Annotated in this window: 18 protein-coding genes; 12 read left to right on the top strand and 6 right to left on the bottom strand. The window is 75.4% G+C overall.

Going from position 1 to position 22,403, the window contains the following annotated elements:
• Positions 1-31 precede the first annotated feature (31 nt).
• Positions 32-799, top strand: a complete 768-nt coding sequence (rnc, locus tag NP075_RS11970) for a ribonuclease III (protein WP_256791032.1) — start codon at positions 32-34, stop codon at positions 797-799.
• 3 nt (positions 800-802) lie between these two features.
• Positions 803-1,774, top strand: coding sequence for a bifunctional DNA-formamidopyrimidine glycosylase/DNA-(apurinic or apyrimidinic site) lyase (mutM, locus tag NP075_RS11965; protein WP_227565394.1), 972 nt, complete (start codon positions 803-805; stop codon positions 1,772-1,774).
• A 19-nt stretch (positions 1,775-1,793) separates the two neighbouring features.
• Here the strand turns inward: mutM and NP075_RS11960 are convergent, their stop codons facing one another.
• Entirely contained in the window at positions 1,794-2,756 is a 963-nt protein-coding gene (locus tag NP075_RS11960; RefSeq protein WP_372456733.1) for an NAD(P)-dependent oxidoreductase, read from the bottom strand.
• A 67-nt stretch (positions 2,757-2,823) separates the two neighbouring features.
• Here NP075_RS11960 and NP075_RS11955 point away from each other — a divergent pair, with 67 nt between their 5' ends.
• A complete protein-coding gene (locus NP075_RS11955; RefSeq protein WP_227565489.1) occupies positions 2,824-3,450 on the top strand; it encodes a response regulator in 627 nt (208 codons plus the stop codon).
• A 21-nt stretch (positions 3,451-3,471) separates the two neighbouring features.
• On the opposite strand, the gene NP075_RS11950 is transcribed toward NP075_RS11955, so the two are convergent.
• The 5 genes from NP075_RS11950 to NP075_RS11930 are packed head-to-tail and all read right to left on the bottom strand — an operon-like array spanning position 3,472 to position 11,356.
• Positions 3,472-5,244 carry a sensor histidine kinase gene (locus NP075_RS11950; protein ID WP_308054148.1) on the bottom strand — a complete coding sequence of 591 codons (1,773 nt, stop codon included), beginning with the start codon at positions 5,242-5,244 and terminating at the stop codon, positions 3,472-3,474.
• Positions 5,241-7,073: a thiol reductant ABC exporter subunit CydC gene (gene cydC, locus NP075_RS11945; RefSeq protein ID WP_227565392.1), complete on the bottom strand. Its 1,833-nt coding sequence runs from the start codon at positions 7,071-7,073 to the stop codon at positions 5,241-5,243. Before cydC ends, NP075_RS11950 begins: the two co-directional genes overlap by 4 nt.
• Entirely contained in the window at positions 7,070-8,749 is a 1,680-nt protein-coding gene (cydD, locus tag NP075_RS11940; protein WP_227565391.1) for a thiol reductant ABC exporter subunit CydD, read from the bottom strand. Before cydD ends, cydC begins: the two co-directional genes overlap by 4 nt.
• A 19-nt stretch (positions 8,750-8,768) precedes the next feature.
• Positions 8,769-9,818: a cytochrome d ubiquinol oxidase subunit II gene (gene cydB, locus NP075_RS11935; RefSeq protein ID WP_227565390.1), complete on the bottom strand. Its 1,050-nt coding sequence runs from the start codon at positions 9,816-9,818 to the stop codon at positions 8,769-8,771.
• A gap of 11 nt (positions 9,819-9,829) precedes the next feature.
• Positions 9,830-11,356 carry a cytochrome ubiquinol oxidase subunit I gene (locus NP075_RS11930; protein ID WP_227565389.1) on the bottom strand — a complete coding sequence of 509 codons (1,527 nt, stop codon included), beginning with the start codon at positions 11,354-11,356 and terminating at the stop codon, positions 9,830-9,832.
• A 466-nt stretch (positions 11,357-11,822) separates the two neighbouring features.
• Here NP075_RS11930 and NP075_RS11925 point away from each other — a divergent pair, with 466 nt between their 5' ends.
• The 9 genes from NP075_RS11925 (at position 11,823) to NP075_RS11885 (ending at position 22,389) form a co-directional block, all read left to right on the top strand.
• Positions 11,823-15,053 carry an Rne/Rng family ribonuclease gene (locus NP075_RS11925; protein WP_227565388.1) on the top strand — a complete coding sequence of 1,077 codons (3,231 nt, stop codon included), beginning with the start codon at positions 11,823-11,825 and terminating at the stop codon, positions 15,051-15,053.
• 307 nt (positions 15,054-15,360) lie between these two features.
• Complete coding sequence (gene rplU / locus NP075_RS11920; RefSeq protein ID WP_227565487.1) at positions 15,361-15,669, top strand: 50S ribosomal protein L21; 309 nt, start codon at positions 15,361-15,363, stop codon at positions 15,667-15,669.
• A 58-nt stretch (positions 15,670-15,727) separates the two neighbouring features.
• A complete protein-coding gene (rpmA, locus tag NP075_RS11915; protein WP_227565387.1) occupies positions 15,728-15,985 on the top strand; it encodes a 50S ribosomal protein L27 in 258 nt (85 codons plus the stop codon).
• Positions 15,986-16,092: 107 nt separating this feature from the next.
• Positions 16,093-17,610, top strand: coding sequence for a GTPase ObgE (gene obgE, locus NP075_RS11910; RefSeq protein ID WP_227565386.1), 1,518 nt, complete (start codon positions 16,093-16,095; stop codon positions 17,608-17,610).
• Between the two features lie 79 nt (positions 17,611-17,689).
• Positions 17,690-18,838, top strand: a complete 1,149-nt coding sequence (gene proB, locus NP075_RS11905) for a glutamate 5-kinase (RefSeq protein WP_227565385.1) — start codon at positions 17,690-17,692, stop codon at positions 18,836-18,838.
• 84 nt (positions 18,839-18,922) lie between these two features.
• Positions 18,923-20,218 carry a glutamate-5-semialdehyde dehydrogenase gene (locus NP075_RS11900; protein WP_227565384.1) on the top strand — a complete coding sequence of 432 codons (1,296 nt, stop codon included), beginning with the start codon at positions 18,923-18,925 and terminating at the stop codon, positions 20,216-20,218.
• Positions 20,219-20,343: 125 nt separating this feature from the next.
• Positions 20,344-20,499, top strand: a complete 156-nt coding sequence (locus NP075_RS11895; RefSeq protein WP_227565383.1) for a hypothetical protein — start codon at positions 20,344-20,346, stop codon at positions 20,497-20,499.
• Positions 20,500-20,501: 2 nt separating this feature from the next.
• Positions 20,502-21,119 (top strand): nicotinate-nucleotide adenylyltransferase, encoded by a 618-nt coding sequence (nadD, locus tag NP075_RS11890; protein ID WP_227565382.1) that lies wholly within the window; start codon positions 20,502-20,504, stop codon positions 21,117-21,119.
• Positions 21,112-22,389 (top strand): hypothetical protein, encoded by a 1,278-nt coding sequence (locus tag NP075_RS11885; protein WP_256791028.1) that lies wholly within the window; start codon positions 21,112-21,114, stop codon positions 22,387-22,389. Before nadD ends, NP075_RS11885 begins: the two co-directional genes overlap by 8 nt.
• Positions 22,390-22,403 lie beyond the last annotated feature (14 nt).

Raw genomic sequence — 22,403 nt, 5'->3', positions numbered from 1 at the left:
TGACCGGCACACCCGTCGACACCGACGTCGCGTGAGCACGGCAGCGCAGTCGCTCCTCGAGAAGCTCGGGGTCCACCTGGACCCCGAGCTTCTCGTGCTGGCGCTGACCCACAGGTCGTTCGCCCACGAGGCCGGCGGCATCCCCACCAACGAGCGCCTGGAGTTCCTGGGCGACACCGTGCTGGGGCTCGTCGTCACCGAGCACCTCTACCGGACGCACCCCACGCACGCCGAGGGCGACCTCGCCAAGATGCGCGCCGCGACGGTCTCGCAGCGTGCCCTCGCGCAGGTCGCGCGCACGCTCGACCTCGGCAGCTACGTGCTGCTCGGCAAGGGTGAGCTCGCGACGGGCGGCACCGACAAGGACTCGATCCTGTCCGACACCCTCGAGGCGATCTTCGGTGCGGTCTACCTGTCGCACGGCCTGGAGCCGGCACGCGAGCTCGTCTTCCGGCTCGTGAGCCCCACGCTTGCCGCGGCCGCCGACCTCGGCGCCGGCCTCGACTGGAAGACGTCGCTGCAGGAGCTGTCCGCGGCGCTCGGCCTGGGCGCGCCCTCCTACGAGGTCACGGGCGAGGGCCCCGACCACGCCCGCACGTTCACGGCGCACGCCGTCGTCGCCGGCGAGGTCCGCGGCAGCGGCACGGGATCGGCCAAGAAGATCGCCGAGCAGCAGGCGGCATCGGCCGCCTGGGCAGCCCTCAGCGCGCTGCGGGACGCCGCGCAGGACACCGCGTCCGCTCCCGAGCCGGTCGCGGTGGAGGGCGGGGCGGCACCTCCCACGGCCGACGCGCGCTGACGCGTGCCCGAGCTGCCCGAGGTCGAGACCGTCCGCGACGGTCTGGCACGCCACGTGCTCGGCCGCACCGTCACGGCGGTCCGCGTCCGGCGCGACTACTCGGTGCGCCGGCACGACGCCGGACCGACCGACTTCGCCGCTCGTCTCACCGGGCGACGGCTGGACGCGGCGGTCCGCCGCGGCAAGTTCCTGTGGCTCCTGCTCGACGAGGGCCCCGGCCGGGGTGACGACGCGCTGCTGGCGCACCTCGGGATGAGCGGGCAGCTGCTCGTGCGAGGTGCCGCGCCGGCGGACGGTGGCGCGACGCCCGGCGGCCCTGTCGTCGCGACGGGCCCGGAGGGCTGGGTCGAGCACCCCCACCTGCGCGTGCGCCTGGAGCTCGACGACGGCTCGGCGCTCGACTTCGTCGACCAGCGCACGTTCGGGCACCTGTCGGTGCCGGATCTCGTCGCCACCGACGACGGCGCGCCCGGCGGGCTGGGATCGTCCCGGGCCGTCGTGCCCGCCCCGGTCGCGCACATCGCCCGTGACCTGCTCGACCCCGCGCTCGACCGGGACGCCGTCGTGGACGCCCTGCGCGCCCGCCGCACGGAGCTCAAGCGCGCCCTGCTCGACCAGACGCTCGTGTCGGGCATCGGCAACATCTACGCCGACGAGGCGCTGTGGCGGGCGCGCCTGCACGGTGCGCGTCCCACCGCGGTGCTGCGCCGCGCCGACGCCGTCCGGGTCCTCGCGGCCGCCGCCGAGGTCATGGCCGAGGCGCTGGTGCAGGGCGGGACGAGCTTCGACGCGCTGTACGTGAACGTCAACGGCGCCTCCGGGTACTTCGACCGGTCGCTCGCCGTGTACGGCCAGGAGGGCCGCCCGTGCCCGCGCTGCGGCACGCCCGTGCGACGCGACGCGTTCGCGAACCGCTCGTCGTTCACGTGCCCGCGGTGCCAGCCGCGCCCGCGGCCGCCCCGCCCGCGTCAGTGACGGGCGGGACGACGGGACGTCACCGGTCGACGACGTTGCGCAGGGTGCGACCGGCCAGGAACCGGTCGACGTTGTCCGCCACCAGGTCGGTCCACCCGACCGGACGGCCACCCGCGGCGTGCGGGCTGACGAGCACGCCCGGCTCGCTCCACAGCGGTGAGTCGGCCGGGAGCGGCTCGGTCGCGAACACGTCGAGAGCGGCCCCCGCGACGCCGCCGGCGCGCAGGGCCGCGAGCAGCGCGTCCTCGTCGAGCGTCGACCCGCGGCCCGCGTTGACCACCCAGGCGCGGGAGGGCAGGAGGTCCAGGACGTGCGCGCCGATGGCGTGGCGGGTCGCGTCCAGCGCGGGCAGCAGGCCGATCAGCACGTCCGTGCGCGGCAGGACGTCCGGCAGGTCGGCGGGCGTGACGACGGGGAACCCGTGGCGCTCACCGGCCGACGTGGCGACGCCCGTCACCCGGGCGCCGAGGCCGACGAGCAGGGGGGCGAGCCGTGCGGCGATCGAGCCGAAGCCCCACACCGTGACCTGCGCACCGATGAGGGTGCGCACGGCACCCGCCGGGTGCAAGGGCTGCAGGCCGCCCAGCTCGTGCGCCCACCGGTGCTCGGCCTGCGCGCGCACGAGGTCCGGGACGCGGCGCACGCACGCGAGCGTGAGGGCCAGGACGTGCTCGGCCACGGTCGCGTCGTGCAGACCACGACCGTTCGTCACCACCACGTCGTCCGCGAACCCGGCCGCGAGCACGGCGTCCGGCCCGGCGGCGAGGGTCTGCACCCAGCGCAGGCGTGGCGCGGCCGCTGCGAGCTCGGCGAGGCGGTCGGGCGGGTTGCCCCACACGACCAGCGCGTCGGCCTCGGCGGCCTGCGGCGGGGGCGGTGCGGTGACGTCGTAGGGGACGGCGACGACGCCGGAGGGGAGGGACGGCGCGCCGTCGACGTCACGGGGGATCAGGATCGTGGTCACGGGTCGATACGATGCCATTGTGTCTGCCACGAGCCAGTCGACTCCGCCTCCCCCCGCGGGTGAGCGGTCCGGGCCCATCTCCGTCATGATCGTCGACGACCACGAGGTCGTCCGCCGCGGCATCGCCGAGGTCGTCGAGCGCACCGACGGCATGACCGTCGTCGCCGAGGCGGGGTCCGTCGCCGACGGGGTCCGGCGCGCGACGCTGGTCCGGCCGCAGGTGATGCTGGTCGACCTGCAGCTGCCCGACGGCACGGGGATCGACCTCATCAAGGCGGTGCGTGAGACGCTGCCGCAGGCGCGGGCCATCGTCCTGACGTCGTTCGACGACGACGACGCGCTGGCCGCCGCCCTCGACGCGGGTGCGGCCGCCTACCTGCTCAAGAGCGTGCGCGGCGCCGAGATCACCGACGTCATCCGCGCGGTCGCCGCCGGGCGCACGCTGCTCGACGACCGGACCGTCGCCCGCCGCCGGGCCGGGCACGAGGACCCCACGGAGTCCTTGACGCCGAGCGAGCTGCGCGTCCTCGACCTCATCGGCGAGGGCATGTCGAACCGCGAGATCGCCGAGCGTCTCGGGGTCGCGGAGAAGACCGTCAAGAACCACATCACCTCGCTGCTGGCCAAGATGGGCCTGCAGCGGCGCACGCAGGTGGCCGCGTGGGTGGCGTCGCGCAAGAACTCCGGCTGGCGGGCCGAGCCCGGGCACTGAGCCCGCGCGCGGGCGCCGCTCTCAACCGAGCGGCGCCTGCCAGCTCAGCAGCGTCCCCGTGCCGCTGGGCGACGCACCGACGCTGAACGTGCCGCCGTGCTGGCGCGCGCGGGACGCGAGGTTGCCGGTGCCCGAGCTGCGCTCGCGCTCGACCGGGAGGCCGACCCCGTCGTCCTCGACCTCGACCTCGACCGAGCCGGTCGGGCCGGCCCCACGGACCATGACACGCACGGTCACCGACGACGCCTGGGCGTGCCGTGCCGCGTTCGCGAGACCCTCGCGGACCACCGCGACGACGTCGTCCGTCAGCTGCTGCTCCAGCCGCTCGTCGATGCGGTCCTCCTCCTCGCCGTCGCCGGGCGTCAGGCCCTCGCCGTCGAGGAACATCACGAGCGACGGGGCGAACCCCAGCCCCGTGCGGGCCAGGGACGCCTCGCGCCGCAGCCGCTCGACGAGTCCCGTCGCGGCGTCCGGGTCGCGCAGCGCGTAGACGATCTGACGGATCTGGCGCACGGAGGAGTCGACGTTGTCGAGGGCCTCCTCGACGATGCTGGTCAGCTCGTGCGCGTCGACGCCCCGTGCCGCGCGACGCCGCACGGTCTCGAGCTGCATGCCCGTCGCGAACAGCTGCTGGATGGCCAGGTCGTGCAGGTCGCGGGCGATCCGCTCGCGCTCGTCGAGCAGGGCCGCGACGTCCTGCGCGTGACGGGCCTCGGCCAGGACGTACGCGAGCGCCGCCTGGGCCGCGAACGACTCCGCCGTGGCCAGGTCGCTCTCGTCGAACGGGGTGCGTCCGATGCGCCGCAGCAGCACCAGCACGCCCACGCCCCGCCCCGACGAGTGCAGGGGCGCGAACATCGCGGGTCCGAAGGCGCGCATCTCGTCGAGCTTCACGGTGCGCGACGCCGACAGGGACGGGGTCAGCAGCCCGTGCCCCTCCTCCAGGACGGTCCACGCGCGGCCGCCGCGCGGCATGACCAGGCCCGTCAGGACGTCGGCCTGGTGGCCGTCGGCCAGCTCGATGAACAGCTCACCGCCCATGCCCGGCAGGGCGAGGGCGGCCGTGTCGGCGTCCGCGACCTCCCGAGCCGTGCGGGCCACGTGCTCGAGCGCGGACTCCTCGTCGACGCCCTCGAGCAGCATGGTCGTGATGTCCTGACCGGCGCGCAGCCAGTGCTCGCGGCGTTCGGCCTCGGCGTACAGCTGGGCGTTGGCGATCGCGACGCCCGCGGCGGCGGCGAGGGCGATCACCATGTTCTCGTCGGTCCGCGTGAACGGCCCGCCGCCGTCCTTCTCCGACAGGTAGAGCTGCCCGTAGACGTGCTCGCCGACCTTGACCGACGCGCCGAGGAAGGAGCCCATCGACGGGTGGTGCGCCGGCCAGCCCTGGAACGCGGGGTGCTGCGTCAGGTCGTCGAGGCGCAGCACCCCGTCGATCGGGATCTTGCCGAGGACGCCCTGGGCGTGCGGGGGGTGGCGCATCATGCGCGCCACGGCCGTCGGGACGCCCGTGTACACGAACGTCGTGGACGCCCCCGCAGGGTCGAGCACGTTGATGGCTCCGTACCGGGCGTGCGTGAGCTCGGCGCTGACCTGCACGAACCGGTCGAGGACGGCGGGGAGCTCGAGGTGGCCGGCGACGGCCAGCATCGCCCCCAGCAGGTCCGTCAGGGCATCGCCCGTCAGGGGTGCGGGGGCCGGTGCGTCCTCGGTGAGCACACCGCGCTCGAACGGCGCGCCGGACGCCGGCGCCCGCCCCTGGACCTCACGCATCTCGCCCCGGTGCTCGTTCACGACGTCTCCCGCATCTCGGCTCGCACGGCCTCACGGTAGCCCGGGACGTGCGCCGCCAGCCGGGCGTGCGTGCCGCGCGCCGCGACCTGCCCACCCGCGAGCCACAGCACCTCGTCGGCCGCCGCGAGGGGGGCGAGGCGGTGGCTCACGACGACGACGCCCCGGGCGGTGCCGCCACGCGTGGCGGGCGCGTGCCACAGCTCGTCGAGGACGGCGTCGGCCGTGGCGGCGTCCAGGTGCTCGGCCGGCTCGTCGACCAGCAGGAGGGGCGCGTCGGCGAGGAGCGCGCGCGCCAGCAGCAGGCGGCGTCGCTCGCCGCCGGACACCGTCCGGGCGTCCGACCCCACGAGGGTCTCGAGCCCGTCGGGCAGCCCGGCCAGCCACGGCCCCAGGCCGGCACGCCGCAGGGCGTCGGCCGCCTCGTCGGGCGTCACGTCACCGCGTGCCACCCGCAGGTTCTCCAGGACGGTCGTGCCGAAGACGTGGGCGTCCTCTCCGGTCACCACGACGTCGCGCACGACCTCGTCGCGGGGGAGGGCGGTCAGCGGGGTCCCGTCGAGCGTCAGGGAGCCCGCGACCGGGGGCAGCAGGCCCGCGAGGGTCAGCAGCAGGGTCGTCTTGCCCTCGCCGCTGGGCCCCGCGACGGCGAGGCGGGTGCCGGGGGCGAGGACCAGGTCGACGCCGCGCACGGCGGGTGGTCGCCCCGGCCAGCCGCAGACGAGCCCGTCGGCGACGAGCGCGGGCGACCCGACGGTGCCGGCCGCCGTGGCCGGCGTCTGCCGGGCAGCCGCCGTGCGTCCCGGTCCGGCTGCGTCGCCGACGCCCGGCTCCGCGGCCGCGTCGAGGAGGGCGAGGACGCGGGCGGCGGCGGCCCGTGACCGCTGCACCTGCACCGCGGCCGCGGGCAGCAGCGCGGTGGCCTCGAACGCCGCCAGGGGCGTGAGGACCACCACCGCGAGCTCGACGGGGGCCAGGAGACCGGCGCCGACGGCGGGCACCCCGGTGACGAGCGCCGCGAGGACGGCGACCCCGACGGCGAGCTGCCCGATGAGGGTGGCGAGCGCCGCAGGGCCGGCACCGGCGTCGGTCGCCCGGGCGAGGTCGGCGTCCGCGGCGCGCAGCGCGTCGAGCTCACCGGGCAGGCGCCCGGACACCGCCAGCGGTCCGGCGTCGTCGAGCACGCCCAGGGACGTCGCGCTCATCCGGCCCCGCGCGGCCGCACCGCGTGCCTCGGCGGTGCGGGCGCCGCGCGCCGCCAGCCAGGGGGCGAGGACGCCGGCGGCCAGCAGGCACGCGGCGAGCGCCGCGCCGGCCGGCGGCCAGAACAGCGCCATCGCGACGCTCGTGCCCACGCCGAGCGTGGCGGCGACCGCGGCGGGCAGCAGGCCCCGGACGACGACGTCCCCGACCGCGTCGACGTCGGTCCCGACGCGCGCGAGGAGGTCACCGCGCCGCACGGCGAGCAGGGCCTGCGGGCTCCCGGCGGCCAGCCGGGCGTACAGGGTCGTGCGGAGCGTGGCCATGCCGCGCAGCGCCACGTCGTGGGACACCAGGCGCTCCAGGTAGCGCAGCAGCCCGCGTCCGATGCCGAACGCCCGGACCGCGACGGTCGCGACGGACAGCTGGAGCACCGGCGGCATCTGCGACGCCCGGGCGATGAGCCAGGCCGACACCGCGGCGAGCGCGACCGCGCAGCCCAGCGCCAGCGTGCCGAGGACGACGGCCAGCGCGAAGCGCCGGGGGTCGACGTCCAGGAGGCGCACGGCGCGCCGCAGCGTGCCCCGCGCCGCTCGGCCGCTCGTCACGGGGTCGGCCTGCCGGACGCTCACGTGGTCACCTGCCGGGCCACCGGGTCCGCGGCGTCGGCGGTGGACGTCACGGCGACGACGACGTCCGCCGACGCGGTGAGCGTCGCGCGGTGCGCGACGAGGAGCACCGCGCTGCCGGACGCGCGCAGCGCGTCGAGCGTGGCCAGGACGACCTGCTCACCGGCCGCGTCGAGGTGGGCGGTCGGTTCGTCGAGCACGACGACGGGACGCGGGTGCAGCAGCGCACGCGTGAGCGCGAGACGCTGCCGCTGGCCGACGCTGAGCCCGGACCCGCCGCCGCCGAGCGGCGTGTCCCAGCCGTCGGGCAGCGTGGCGACCACGTCGTCGAGGCCCGTCAGGGCGGCGGCGCGGGCCCGGTCGGCGGGGGCGGGGGAGCCCAGGACCTCGTGCACGGTGCCGGGCTCGAGCAGGGGCCGCTGCGGCAGCCACGTGACCTGACGCCAGTAGTCGTGCAGGTCGACGTCCGCCAGGGGTGTCGCGGTGCCGTCGGCGTCGACGAGCGACACGGTGCCCGCGTCGGGCGGGAGCAGTCCGAGCAGGACCTCGACCGCCGAGGACTTGCCGGCCCCCGACGGGCCGACGAGCGCGACCACCCGGCCGGGCAGGAGGTCGAGGTCGAGCGGCGCCGGTGCCCAGCCGGCCCGGCTGCGCACGGCCACGCCGCGGGCGCGCACCGCCCCGCCGGCCAGGTCGGGCGCGGGCCTCGTGCCGGGGGCAGGCACGGGCACCTCGAGCACCGCGAACGCGCGCTGCGCGGCCGCGACGCCGTCGGTCGACGCGTGGAACTGCGCGCCGACCTGCCGCAGCGGGTTGAACACCTCGGGGGCCAGGACCAGCACCGCGAGCCCCGTCACCAGGTCGAGGTGCCCGTACACGAGCCGCAGGCCGATCCCCACCGCGACGAGCGCGACCGACAGGGTGGTGAGCAGCTCGAGCACCATGCCGGAGAGGAACGCGATGCGCAGCGTGCCCATCGTCGCGCGGCGGTGCGCGGTGCCCAGGTCCCGCACGCGCGCGACGGGTCCGCGCTCGCGGCCGAACGCCCGCAGCGTCGCCAGGCCGGCGAGCAGGTCGAGCACCTGGGCGCCGAGGCGCTGCATCGTCGCGAGGCCGCGCTCGGAGCGGCCCTGCGTCATGACGCCGACGAGCCACATGAACACCGGCACCAGGGGCAGGGTGCCGGCGATGATCGCGGCCGAGACCCAGTCGAGGCCGAGGACCACGAGCAGCGTCGCGGGCGTCAGCGTGGCCGCGAGGACCAGCTGCGGCAGGTACCGCACGAAGTACGGCTCGAGGGCGTCCAGCCCGCGCGTGGCGAGGGTCACGAGGCTCGCCCCGTCCGCCGGCGCGGCGCGGCGCGGCCCGACCGCGGCGGCGTGCGCCACGACCCGCTCGCGCAGCTCCGCGACGGCCCGGGTCGCGGCACGGTGCGCGTAGCGCTCCTGCAGGCCCGCGACGACCGCGCGCACGACCACGACCACGGCGAGCCAGCCGACCAGCGGCGCGACGGCCGCGAGCGACGCGCCCTGCGCGACCGCCGACCCCAGCGCGTGCGCGAGCAGCAGCGCCTGGGCGACGACGAGCGCACCCGTGAGCACGCCCAGCACGACCGTGAGCGCGAGGTAGCCCCGGGCGGCCCGCGCGTAGCGCAGCAGGCGGGGGTCGAGAGGCTTCACGCGGCCCAGCACACCACGGTCAGGGCCGCGAGATCACGCGGCTGAACGTGAGTCCCGTCGCCTCGGGCAGGTGCTCGACCGTCAGGCGCTTGCGGAACACCCAGTACGTCCAGCCCTGGTAGAGCAGGACGACGGGCGTGAGGATCGCGGCGACCCACGTCATGACCGTCAGCGTGTAGTCGGTCGACGACGCGTTCTCGATCGTCAGGGAGTTCGCGGGGTCGAACGCCGGCATGACGTCGGGGAACATCGAGCCGAAGATCAGCACGACGGCGGCGACGATGGCGACCGCGGAGGCCGTGAACGCGATGCCCTCGCGCCGCTTGCGGGTCGCCGCGACGACGAGGACCAGCGCGGCGGCGGCGACCAGGACGGCCGCCCACGTCCACCCCTTGCCGCTGTACGCGAGCTGGGCCCACACGGCCCAGACGCCGGCGACCAGCAGGGTGACGACGGAGCTGCGGGCCGCGAAGGCACCGGCGCGCTCGCGCATCTCGCCGTCGGTCTTCATCGCGAGGAACACGGCGCCATGGGTGAGGAAGACGCAGAGCGTCATGACGCCGCCGAGCAGCGCGAACGGGGACAGCAGCGCGAGGAACCCGCCGACGTACTGGTGGTCGGCGTCGAGCTCGACGCCCCGCACGAGGTTCGCGAACGCGACGCCCCACAGCAGCGCGGGCACGAACGAGCCGAAGATCAGTGCGCGGTCGGCCCACGCCCGCCACACCGGGGTGTTGATCTTGCCGCGCCACTCGAACGCCACGACACGCACGATGAGCGCGATCAGGATGAGGAACAGCGGGATGTAGAAGCCGGAGAACAGCGTCGCGTACCACTCGGGGAACGCGGCGAACGTCGCGCCGCCCGCGGTCAGCAGCCACACCTCGTTGCCGTCCCACACCGGCCCGACCGTGTTGATGAGCAGGCGCCGCTCCTTCTCGCGGCGGGCCTTGTCGCCGCGGGGCAGGATCGACAGCAGCATGCCGACACCGAAGTCGAAGCCCTCGAGCACGAGGTAGCCGGTCCACAGGACGGCGATGAGCAGGAACCAGAAGGTCGCGAGATCCATGGCCGGCTCCTCTAGTACGCGAAGGACAGGGGACGGTCGGTGCCGTCCGCGTCGGGGGCGTTGGCGGGGTTGTCGGGGCTCGGGTCGTGCTCGGTGTCGGCGACGCCCTCGACGGCGTACCGCTTCATGAGGCGGAACCAGACGACCGCGAGGACGCCGTACAGGAGTGTGAAGCCGATCATCGAGAACAGCACCATGCCGGGGGAGACGACCTCGCTGACACCGCGTGCGGTGAGCAGCCACACGCCGTCGACGCCCGAGGAGTTGGGGTTGGGCGCGACGACCCACGGCTGGCGGCCCATCTCGGTGAAGATCCAGCCGAACGCGGACGCGAGGAACGGCGTCGGGATCGCCGCGACACCGAGCGTGGCGAACCAGGGCTTGTCCGTCACGGAACCCTTGCGGCGCAGCAGCCACAGCGCGGCCAGCGCGAGCGCGGCGGAGCCCGCGGCCCACCCGATCATGAGGCGGAACGACCAGTAGGTGACCGCGAGGTTGGGGTAGAAGCGCGTGTCCTGCGGGTCGAAGGTCGCCTCGACGCCGTTGTCCGCCTCCCACTGGCTGATCCAGTCGGTGTAGTAGCCCTGCAGCTCGTCGACGCCGCGGATGCGGGAGTCGAAGTCCCCGGTCGCGAGGAACGACGTGAACCCGGGCAGCTCGATGAGGTGCCGCACGCCGTCGCAGTCGTTGGTGAGGTCGCCGATCGCCAGGATCGAGAACGCCGCACCGTCCTGCGTCTCGCACAGGCCCTCGGCGGCCGCCATCTTGGCCGGCTGCTGGTCGAACATGAGCTTGGCCTGCCAGTCGCCCGTCAGCGCCACGCCGGCGCCGGAGACCAGCATCGTCACGAGGCCGAGCACGACCGCCGGGCGGTAGACGTCGCGCGCCGTCGCGGTGTCGCCGCTGCGCACCTTGCGGACCATCCACCACGCGGCGATGCCCGCGACGAACGTGCCGGCCGTGAGGAACGCGGCGGCGATGGTGTGCGGGAAGGCGGCCAGCAGCGTCGGGTTGGTGAGCACCGCGAGGATGTCCGTCATCTCGGCGCGGCCGGTCTCGAAGTTGTACGTCGTGCCGACCGGGTGCTGCATCCACGAGTTCGCGGCGAGGATGAAGTACGCCGACAGGTTGGTCGCGATCGCGACGGCCCAGATGCACGCCAGGTGGATCTTCCTGGGCAGCTTGTCCCAGCCGAAGATCCACAGGCCGAGGAACGTCGACTCGACGAAGAACGCGGCCAGCGCCTCCATGGCGAGCGGAGCGCCGAAGACGTCGCCGACGAAACGCGAGTACTCCGACCAGTTCATGCCGAACTGGAACTCCTGGACGATGCCGGTCGCGACACCGATCGCGAAGTTGATCAGCAGGAGCTTGCCGAAGAACTTCGTCAGGCGCAGCCACCGCTCGTTGCCGGTGCGGACCCACGCGGTCTGCATGATCGCGACGAGGGGCGACAGCCCGATCGTCAACGGGACGAAGATGAAGTGGTAGACGGTCGTGATGCCGAACTGCCACCGTGCCAGGTCGAGGGCGTCCACGCGGGTCTCCGGGCTGGTGCGAAGCGGGTGATGCTGCCGGACGGGGCGCGACCGTGGTCGCGACAGGGCGCGGAGCTGACGAGGCGCCCTCTGTCGACCGTAGGCCGGGACCGGCGGCGCCTCGGGGACCAAGGTCCCGGGTGCTGACGGTTCGTCGTCAACTCGATGGGGGTGTCGTCCCGGCGGACGGGCGGTCCTGTGCGATACTGACGGCAGGCCTTGGCGACCACACCGTCGGGGCCGACGAGCTCGCCGCAGCAGTGACCGTGCAGGCCAGCCGCCGCCCCGCCCTCGGCGGGCTCCAGCCCGGAGCCCCGAGACGGCCTGGCAGGCGATGGCGCCGGACGGGCGGCAGCCGCAACCGACGACTTCCGTCGCCGCGCCGGACGCCCGGCCGTGAGCGACGACCGACCACCAAGGGGCGCACGTCGTGTGGGCGGGCTCCCTTGTACCCAGGAGCACGCGCTTGTCTCCCGTGAACAGCCCCGAGAACCCCTCCGACGTCGACGCCACCGCGGTCGCCGACCAGGCACCGAAGAAGCGGCGTCGCCGCGTCGTCCGGGACGTGGTGACGCCTGACGCGCCCACGACGCCGGCGTCCGAGCCGCAGGCCGAGCCGGTCCCGCCGGTCGTCGAGCCGGAGCCCGTCACCCCGCCGGAGGCCGCGGCGCCGGTCGAGGCCCCGCCGACGCAGGACGGGCCGACCCAGGACGCGCCGGCCGCGCCGCGCGCACGCCGCTCGCGCCGCGTGACGCGGACCGTCGTCCTGGACGACGCCCCGCCCGCCGCCACGCCCGAGCCGGTGGTCCCGGCCGAGCCGGTGCAGGACGAGCTGACGCAGGACGAGCCGGTGCAGGACGAGCCGGTGCAGGACGAGCCGACCTCCGCGCAGGACGACGACGCGGCGGCCGCCGAGGCCACCGCCGCGCAGGACGCGGAGGAGCCCGAGGCCAGCGGTGTCGCGGAGTCGGTCGACGAGGAGGCCGAGGAGCGCGCTCCCCGGCGTCGTCGGTCGGGTCGGCGCGGTGGCCGGTCGTCGCGCGCGGCGCAGGACGCCGAGCCCTCGGACGCAGCCGCCCCGGCGGAGGCCGCGGCCGACGTCACGGTGACCGACGCCGCCGGCGACGCGCCCGGCAGCGTGGCCGCGCTCGACGTGCTCGCGGAGCTCGGGCCCGTGCGCCCGACCGAGGAGCCGCCGTCCCGCGCGCGCCTCGCCACGACCGCTCTGCTCTTCCAGGCGCCCGACCCCGCCGCGCGCCCCCGCCGCCGCCGCTCCCAGGCGACGGCCGGCACACCGGCCGAGATCTCCGAGGCCGCACGGGTCGAGGAGGCCCCGGACGCCGACGTCACGCCGGAGGAGCCGCAGGAGGCCGCACCCGCCGCCGACGAGGGCGCGGGCCGCGCACGTCGCCGCCGTGGACGGGGCCGCCGTGCGTCGACGGACGTCGACGAGGCCGTCGCCGAGGACGCCGTCCCCGCCGAGGGGTCGGCTGACACCGACGAGGACGACGTCGAGCCCGTCGACCTCACCGAGTCCGCCGACGACGCGGACACCGACGCCGACGGTGACGACGAGGTCGGCGAGGACGGGACGTCCCCGCGCCGCCGTCGCCGCCGGGGCGGGCGCGGACGCCGTGGACGCGCCGGCGAGGACGGCGCGGACGACTCCGAGCAGGACGAGACCGAGCCGGAGACCCCGGCCGAGCCCGTGGACGACGGTGGCGACGAGGAGGCCGGCGGTTCCAGCCGGCGTCGTCGGCGTCGTCGGCGCGGCGCACGCGGTGAGGTGGCCGAGGAGCCGCGTCGGCGCTCCGGCGGCGACGAGGTGACGGCCCTGCGCGGGTCGACGCGGCTCGAGGCGAAGCGGCAGCGGCGGCGTGAGGGTCGCGACGCGGGCCGGCGCCGGCAGATCATCACCGAGGCGGAGTTCCTCGCGCGTCGTGAGGCCGTCGAGCGCTCGATGGTCGTCCGTGAGGTCGACGCGCGCACGCAGATCGCGGTGCTCGAGGACGGCGTGCTCGTCGAGCACTACGTGTCGAACCAGGCGCAGGCCTCGATGGTCGGCAACGTGTACCTCGGGCGCGTGCAGAACGTGCTGCCCAGCATGGAGGCGGCCTTCGTCGACGTGGGCAAGGGCCGCAACGCCGTGCTCTACGCGGGCGAGGTCAACTGGGACGCGGCCGGGCTCGAGGGTCAGCCGCGTCGCATCGAGCAGGCGCTGAAGTCGGGCGACGCGGTCCTGGTGCAGGTCACCAAGGACCCGATCGGCCACAAGGGCGCCCGCCTGACCAGCCAGATCACGCTCGCGGGCCGGTACCTCGTGTACGTGCCCGGCGGCGGGATGACCGGCATCAGCCGCAAGCTGCCCGACACCGAGCGCTCGCGCCTCAAGAAGATCCTGCGCGACCTCGTGCCCGACTCCGCCGGCGTGATCGTGCGCACGGCCGCCGAGGGTGCCTCCGAGGAGGAGCTGCGCGCCGACGTCGCCCGCCTGCAGGGCCAGTGGGAGGCGATCGAGAAGAAGCGGAAGACCGCGAACGCCCCCGCTCTGCTCCAGGGCGAGCCCGACATGGCGATCCGCGTCGTCCGCGACATCTTCAACGACGACTTCTCCTCGCTGGTCGTCCAGGGCGACGACGCGTGGTCGACGATCTCGACGTACGTCGGCGACCTCGCGCCCGACCTCGCCGCGCGCGTCGAGAAGTGGACGGGGACGCAGGACGTCTTCACGGTGCACCGCGTCGACGAGCAGCTCGCCAAGGGCATGGACCGCAAGGTCTGGCTGCCGTCCGGCGGCTCGCTCGTCATCGACCGCACCGAGGCGATGACGGTCGTCGACGTCAACACCGGCAAGTTCACCGGTGCGGGCGGCACGCTCGAGGAGACCGTCACGCGCAACAACCTCGAGGCGGCCGAGGAGATCGTGCGCCAGCTCCGGCTGCGTGACATCGGCGGCATCATCGTCATCGACTTCATCGACATGGTGCTCGAGTCGAACCGTGACCTCGTGCTGCGCCGGCTGGTCGAGTGCCTCGGCCGCGACCGGACCAAGCACCAGGTGGCCGAGGTCACGTCGCTCGGCCTGGTGCAGATGACCCGCAAGCGCGTCGGCCAGGGCCTCGTCGAGGCCTTCAGCGAGACGTGCGAGCACTGCCACGGGCGCGGCTTCATCGTGCACACGGACCCCGTGGGCAGGAGCGGGCGCCCGGACGCCGGCGGTCAGCCCCCGGCGGAGCCCGCCGAGTCCAAGCGGTCGCGCCGCAAGCGTGCCGCGGCCGAGCAGTCGGGCACCGCGGCCACGCAGCCCGCAGCCGTGCCGGTGCTCCCCGAGGCGCGGGAGGCGGTCAAGGCGACGCTCGCCACGATCGCCGCTGCGGCCGCGCACGCGCACGAGCACGACGGGTCCGCGCCGGACGGCGCGGAGCCCGCCGAGCCCGAGGACGGGCGCACGACGCTCGTGGTCGACGTGGTGCCCCCGACGGGCGGCTCCGCCGCCACGCTGGACGTCGTCGCCGAGCTCAGCGCCGCAGGCGTCGAGGCCGGTCCCGGGGCGGCGACGGCTCTGCCCACCGACGCGCAGCTGCAGCTGCACGCGGTGGCGCCCGAGGTGTTCGAGGACGCGGACGAGCCGCAGGAGCAGGCCGCGACGACGTACGACGGCGACGCCGACGGGCGCGTGGCGGACGACGAGGTCTGACGGGGTGTGCGGCGCCCGTCGGTGACGGGCGCCGCACCCGCGTCGTTTGACCGGGCGCAGGCGGGTCCGTACCCTAGAACGTCGGTGCGTCGCGCGCGTTCCGGGAGGCGTGAGCGCCCCGTTCACCGAGGAGACTCGGGTGGCGGTGGCTCACAGGGTCCCGGTCCAGGCGCTGCGGATGACACCGCCGACGCGAACCCCTCGCCCTCGTGGCAGGGCGGTGCGCGGGTACCGGCGGGTCGCGCGGCACCGACGGCAGGAACGAAGCACCGATGAGCAGGTCCGACGAGCAGAGATGAGCAGCAACGTGGTGTACGCGATCGTGAAGGCTGGCGGCCGCCAGGAGAAGGTCGCCGTCGGCGACGTCGTCGTCGTCGACCGCCTCGCCGCCGGGGCGGGGTCGTCGGTCCAGCTGCCGGCGCTCCTGCTCGTCGACGGGGAGAAGGTCACCACCGACGCCGCGGCTCTGGCCAAGGTGACGGTGACGGCGGAGGTCGTGCGGGACGAGAAGGGTCCCAAGATCGACATCCTCAAGTACAAGAACAAGACCGGCTACCGCAAGCGCCAGGGTCACCGCCAGAAGCTGACCCGCCTGAAGGTCACCGGCATCGAGTGAGCCCGCGCCGCTCACGCGGCCGTCCATCTTTTCTGAGCACCCGGAGAGCAGGTCTGTCATGGCACACAAGAAGGGCGCGAGCTCCTCGCGCAACGGTCGCGACTCGAACGCCCAGCGCCTCGGCGTCAAGCGCTTCGGCGGTCAGGTCGTCAAGGCCGGCGAGATCATCGTCCGCCAGCGCGGCACGCACTTCCACCCCGGCGACAACGTCGGCCGCGGGGGCGACGACACGCTGTTCGCCCTGGCCGCCGGCTCGGTGCTGTTCGGCACGCGTCGTGGCCGCAAGGTCATCGACATCGTGGTCGCCGAGGCCTGAGCCTGCGACACACCCCAGCTTGACGGTCGAAGGGGCGCACCGGTGCGGTGCGCCCCTTCGTCGTGTGACGATCGAGATCTGCACCCGCAGACGAAGGAGGTCCAGCCGTGGCGACGTTCGTCGACCGTGTCGTGCTGCACGCGACCGGCGGTGACGGTGGGCACGGCTGCGCGTCCATCCACCGCGAGAAGTTCAAGCCCCTCGCCGGGCCCGACGGCGGCAACGGGGGCAACGGCGGCTCGGTGATCCTCGAGGTCGACCCCCAGGTGACCACGCTGCTGCCGTTCCACCACCTTCCCCACCGGCACGCGCCGTCGGGGACGCAGGGCATGGGCGACCACCGCAGCGGTTCCACCGGTGAGGACCTCGTGCTCGGGGTGCCCGACGGGACCGTCGTGAAGTCGCCCGACGGCACGGTCCTGACGGACCTCGTCGGCGCCGGCGCCCGCTACGTCGTCGCCGCGGGCGGCCGCGGCGGTCTCGGCAACGCGGCGCTCGCCTCGCCCCGGCGCAAGGCGCCCGGCTTCGCGCTCCTGGGGGAGCCCGGCGAGCAGGCCGACGTCGTCCTCGAGCTGAAGACCATCGCGGACGTCGCGCTCGTGGGGTTCCCGTCGGCCGGCAAGTCCAGCCTGGTCGCCGCGATCTCGGCGGCCCGGCCCAAGATCGCCGACTACCCGTTCACGACGCTCGTGCCGAACCTCGGTGTCGTGCAGGCCGGCGACGCCCGCTACACCGTCGCCGACGTGCCGGGTCTCATCCCGGGCGCGTCCCAGGGCCGAGGGCTCGGGCTGGAGTTCCTGCGGCACATCGAGCGCTGCTCCGTCGTCGTGCACGTGCTGGACTGCGCGACGCTCGAGCCGGACCGGGACCCGGTCACGGACCTCGACGTCATCGAGGCCGAGCTCGCGGCGTACGCCGAGGACCTCGAGACCGCCGCGAACGGCGTGCCGCTCGCGCAGCGTCCCCGGGTCGTGGTCCTCAACAAGATCGACGTGCCCGAGGCCCGCGAGCTGGCGGAGCTCGTGCGCCCCGAGCTCGAGGCACGAGGGCTGCCGGTCTTCGAGATCTCCACGGCCAGCCACGAGGGCCTGCGCACCCTGACGTTCGCGCTCGCCGAGCGCGTCGGCTCCGCCCGTCGCGAGGCGCCCGCCCCCGAGCCCACGCGCGTCGTGCTGCGGCCGCGCGCCGTGGACGAGTCGGGCTTCACCGTGACGCGCCGCGAGGGCGGCGGCCAGGTGTGGTTCGCGATCCGTGGCGAGAAGCCCGAGCGGTGGGTCCGTCAGACCGACTTCGCGAACGACGAGGCCGTGGGGTACCTCGCGGACCGGCTCGCACGCGCGGGCGTCGAGGAGGCCCTCTTCAAGGCCGGCGCCGTCGCGGGCGACGAGGTGCGCATCGGGCCGGACCACAACTCGGTGGTGTTCGACTGGGAGCCCACGCTGCTGACGGGCTCCGAGCTGCTCGGTGGCCCCCGCGGCACCGACGTGCGCCTCGAGGACCGTGCGCGGCCGACGCGCGGGCAGAAGCGGCGCGAGTACACCGAGCGCATGGACGCCAAGGCCGCCGCCCGGGCTGAGCTGTGGACCGAGCGGGAGCAGGGCGTCTGGACGGACCCCGACGCCTGACCGGTCGGGCCCCCGCGCGTTGCCACGCGCGCGTCCGGGGGCCGGTCGGTGCACGGGTCGCGGCGCGCGGCGAGGCATCATGGGGGCCGTGAGTGCCGCCGCCCTGTCCGGACGTGACCAGCTGCCCGGCGCGGGCCGGATCGTCGTCAAGGTCGGCTCGTCGTCCCTGACCACGCCCGACGGGCACCTCGACCCGCAGCGGCTGGCCGCCGTGGTCGACGTCCTCGCCGCCTGCCGCAGGGCGGGCACGCAGGTCGTGCTCGTGTCGTCCGGTGCGATCGCGGCGGGGATCGGCCCGCTGGGGCTGGCCGCCCGGCCGCGGGACCTCGCGACGCAGCAGGCGGCGGCGTCCGTGGGGCAGGGGCTGCTGGTGGCGCACTACACGCGGGCCTTCGCGGCGCAGGGGCTGACGGTCGCGCAGGTGCTCCTCACGGCCGAGGACACGTGGCGCCGCGGCCAGTACCGCAACGCGCACCGCGCGCTGACGCGGCTGCTCGACCTGGGCGTCGTGCCGATCATCAACGAGAACGACGCCGTCGCCACGGACGAGATCCGGTTCGGTGACAACGACAGGCTCGCGGCTCTGGTGTCGCACCTCGTGCACGCCGACGCGCTCGTGCTGCTCACGGACGTCGACGCGCTGTACACCGGCCCGCCGTCGCGCCCCGGGTCGCGGCGCATCGCCGAGGTCCATGGACCCGATGAGCTCGAGGGGATCGACGTCACGGCGCGCGGCAGCGCCGTGGGCACCGGCGGCATGGTCACCAAGCTGGAGTCGGTCGCGATCGCGACGCAGTCGGGCATCCCGGTCGTGCTCACGTCCGCCGCGCACGCGGCCTCGGCGCTGCGGGGCGAGGACGTCGGCACGTGGTTCACCGCGACCGGACGGCGACGGTCGATCCGGCTCCTGTGGCTCGCGCACGCCGCGCGGACCCGGGGGCGGCTCGTGCTCGACGACGGTGCCGTGCGCGCCGTCGTCGACCGGCAGACGTCGCTGCTGCCGGCGGGCGTCACCGACGTCGAGGGCGCGTTCGAGGCGGGGGACCCCGTCGAGCTCGTCGACGCCGAGGGTGCGGTCGTCGCGCGGGGCCTGGTCGCGTACGGGGCGGAGGAGGTGCCGCAGCTGCTGGGGCGCAGCACGTCCGAGCTGCGCGACGCCCTGGGCCCCGGGTACGACCGTGAGCTGGTGCACCGCGACGACCTCGTGCTCGTGCGACGCCGCCGCTGAGCCGCGTGCCACGGGGCGACAGGGAGCGGATCGGCCTGCGGACGGGTGCGTGAGCGGGCGGTGGAGCGCGGCTAGCCTGGTGCCATGACCACGTCGCTCGAGCAGCCCGTCCAGGACGACACGGACGCCGCCGTCCTGGCCGTGGCGACCCGTGCCCGCGAGGCCTCGCGGGCGCTCGCGACGGCGACCCGTGCGACGAAGGACGACGCGCTGCGCGCGCTCGCCGACGCGCTCGTGGCCGCCACCGACCGCATCCTCGCCGCGAACGCCACGGACCTGGAGCGCGGGCGCGCGAACGGCATGTCGCCGGGCCTGCTCGACCGCCTCGCGCTGACCCCCGAGCGCGTCCACGCGATCGCCGAGGCGCTGCGCGAGCTCGCCGTGCTGCCGGACCCGGTCGGTGAGGTCGTGCGCGGCTCGACGCTGCCGAACGGTCTGCGCCTGCGCCAGCTGCGCGTCCCCATGGGTGTCGTCGGCATGATCTACGAGGCCCGTCCCAACGTCACCGTCGACGCCGCGGGGCTCGCGCTGAAGAGCGGCAACGCGGTGGTCCTGCGCGGCGGGTCGGCGGCTGCCGCCAGCAACGAGGTGATCGTCGACGTCCTCGCGCAGGCGCTGGTCGGGCGCGGTCTGCCCGGCGAGCTCGTCCAGTCGGTCGACGCCTGGGGCCGTGACGGTGCCGTGGCGCTCATGCGCGCCCGGGGCCTCGTCGACGTGCTCGTGCCGCGCGGCGGCGCCGACCTGATCGCCACGGTCGTGCGGGAGGCGACGGTCCCGGTCATCGAGACGGGCGTCGGCAACTGCCACCTGTACGTCGACGCGACCGCCGACCGGGCCGACGCGCTGGCGATCCTGCTGAACGCCAAGACCCAGCGCGTGGGCGTGTGCAACGCCGTCGAGACGCTGCTGGTGCACCGCGACGCCGCCGACGACTTCCTGCCCTCGGCGCTCGCCGCCCTCGCGGCCGCCGGCGTGACGGTGCACGGTGACGAGGCGACGCTCCGGCGTGCCCCGCTCGGCACCCCGACGGTGCCCGCGACGGACGAGGACTGGGGCACCGAGTACCTGTCGCTCGACCTCGCCGTGCGCGTCGTCGACGACCTGGACGCCGCCATCGCGCACGTGCGGCGCTGGTCGACCGGTCACACCGAGGCGATCGTCACGCAGGACCTGCGCGCGTCCGAGCGCTTCGTCGCCGAGGTCGACGCGGCGGCCGTCATCGTCAACGCCTCGACCCGGTTCACCGACGGCGGGCAGCTCGGCCTCGGGGCCGAGATCGGGATCTCCACGCAGAAGCTGCACGCGCGCGGCCCCATGGGGCTGGCGGAGCTGACGACGACCAAGTGGGTCGTGCACGGTGACGGTCACGTCCGGCCCTGACCGCCGCCGCGAGACGCGGCCCGGTCCGGCGGCCCCGGCGTGCGACACTGGGACGCTGCGGCGCCGGGTCGACCGGCAGCCGCACCGGATGACGCACCACCGACGAGCACCAGCAGGAGGACGACGTGCACGCCACCTTGATCGCCGCGGCCGAGACGGCTGCCGAGCACACCGAGGCTCTGCCCTTCCCGCCCCTCGTCTTCGGCCTGGGTGCGTTCGCGGGGCTGGTCGCGATGCTCCTGGTGACGTACGCCTTCCGGTCCGTCGGGACGCGCCACTGACGGTGCAGGCCACCGTCGGGGTCCCCTCGCGTCCACGCCTCGGGGTGATGGGCGGCACGTTCGACCCCGTGCACCACGGGCACCTGGTCGCGGCGAGCGAGGCCGCGGCGAGGTTCGACCTCGACGAGGTGGTGTTCGTCCCCACCGGGCACCCCACGTTCAAGCAGCACCTGGACGTCTCGCCCGCCGAGCACCGGTACCTCATGACGGTCATCGCGACGGCGTCGAACCCGCGGTTCACCGTCAGCAGGGTCGACATCGACCGCGCGGGGCTGACCTACACGGTCGACACGCTGCGGGACCTCAAGGAGGAGCGTCCGGACGCCGACCTGTTCTTCATCACCGGTGCGGACGCGATCGCGCAGATCCTCACGTGGAAGGATGCTGTGGAGCTGTTCGACATGGCGCGGTTCGTGGCGGTCACCCGCCCGGGCCACGCGTTGTCGGTGGACGGCCTGCCCGCCGGGCGGGTCGACGTGCTGGAGGTCCCGGCCCTCGCGATCTCCTCGTCCGACGTCCGTGCACGCGCGCGTGCGGGGGAGCCGGTGTGGTACCTCGTCCCGGACGGGGTCGTCCAGTACATCGCCAAGCACAGGTTGTATCGAGGTCGTGATGAGTGAACCCGGAGAGCGCCGCCGCCGTCGTGAGATGGAGCGGGCGTCCCAGGACGGCGACCAGGGCCCCGTCGGCCCGGCCGCGTCCCCGCCCTCGGGTGACGGGCCGGCCACGCCGAGCTCGCGCCGTGCCATGCGCAGCCGTCTGGTGACCCCACCCGCCGGCACGTCGCCGGCCGCTACCACGGGGACGCCCGCCTGGTCCGCCGGCCCCGCCCAGCCGTCGCGCCCGGCGCCCGGTGGCCCGCCGGCCCCGCAGGTGCCGTCGGCGGGCGACACGTCGCGGTCGCGCCGCTCGTACCGCGACCCGTCGCTCGACCCGACGTCCGCGCCGCGCCCCGCCACCGCAGGACGCCCCGACGCGCCCGCGTGGCAGACCGCCGCCCCGCCGTCGCAGCAGCGCCCGGCACCGACCCCGTCGCCGCGTCCCGCGCCCACGCCGCAGGCCGGCCCCACGTGGGGTGCGCCGTCCGGGCCGCGCGGGGGGGACGAGCGCGTGACCTCGCGCCCGGCCGCGAGCACGCCGCCCGCGACGAGCCGTCCGTGGGGCCAGTCCCCGCCGGCCCCGGTGCCGGCGCCCGCGCCGTCGCCGCGTCCGGGCGAGGGATCGCCGTGGGCCCGCGGCAGCGGCACCGCCCCGGCGGGGGGTGCGCCCGCCTGGGCCGCCGCCGCCCCGGCGTCCGCCGCCCCGCCGCGCACGTCGGCCTGGGGGACCGGGGCCGAGGCCCCTGCCGCCCCGGGCGCAGCACGCGAACGTGCCGAGACCTCGCGGTCGTGGGCGCCCGCGTCGCCGTCGGCCGGCCCGTCGCAGGCGGCCCCGGCCGCGCCGACCGTGAGCTCGTTCGAGTCCGCGACCGCAGCCCCCGAGGCGTCGCGGACGGCGTCCCCGTCGACGTGGACGCCCGCGACCCGTGCGGACGCCCCGGAGACGTCGGCACCGGCGTCCGCCGCGGACGCGTGGCCGCGCACAGGGGCGCCGAGGCCGGCACCGCCCGAGCGGCTGACCGACGAGCCCGCGACCCCGCCGTGGGCGGGGCTGCGCCCGGCGTCCACGCCGCACGACGACCTCGAGGACGACGACTTCGAGGACGAGGACGAGCCCGCGCGCCGGCTGCACCCCTACACGTGGCTGCACGTGCTGGTGCTGGCGGTCGTGGCGTTCGTGCTGGGCTTCCTCATCATGCTGCTGGTCATCCAGGCGCGCGACGTCAACGACAGCGGCGAGACGGCCGCCGCGCTGCTCGGCTGGGTCGCCGGCCGCGCCGGCACGCTCTGACCCACCGCCCGACA

Origin of the sequence: Cellulomonas wangsupingiae, assembly GCF_024508275.1 — a bacterium.
In the GTDB taxonomy this organism is placed as follows: domain Bacteria; phylum Actinomycetota; class Actinomycetes; order Actinomycetales; family Cellulomonadaceae; genus Cellulomonas; species Cellulomonas wangsupingiae.
The sequence above is the reverse complement of the archived record's forward strand: the minus strand, read 5'-3'. Positions and strand labels throughout refer to the sequence as shown.